We start from the raw sequence: 261 nt of genomic DNA on the forward strand, positions 1-261 counted from the left end.
TCGTATGATACTCCTACTTTTTCGAGATACTTTTTGGTTTTTTCGGCTATATTTTCATCAACTGCTAATCCTAAAAGCCCTACTAATTTTTGCTCTTTATCTTGGAACATGATTGTAGGGCGTTCGTTAATTTTACCGAGTATTTGGTTGCGTTCTTCTTGCTGCTCGTCTCTGACAGGCTTTTCATTACTTATAAGCTGACTGCGTTTAACCCATTTATCGGGATATTGTACTGTTTCTGGATTAATAATTATTTTACAA

The 261-nt window shown here is 35.2% G+C and carries 1 pseudogene; it reads right to left on the minus strand.

From position 1 onward, the window contains the following. Positions 1-261: pseudogene (locus tag GNE10_RS35210) on the minus strand (hypothetical protein); the annotation flags it as partial.

This window comes from Nostoc sp. 2RC, assembly GCF_014222165.1.
GTDB lineage: Bacteria > Cyanobacteriota > Cyanobacteriia > Cyanobacteriales > Nostocaceae > Nostoc > Nostoc linckia.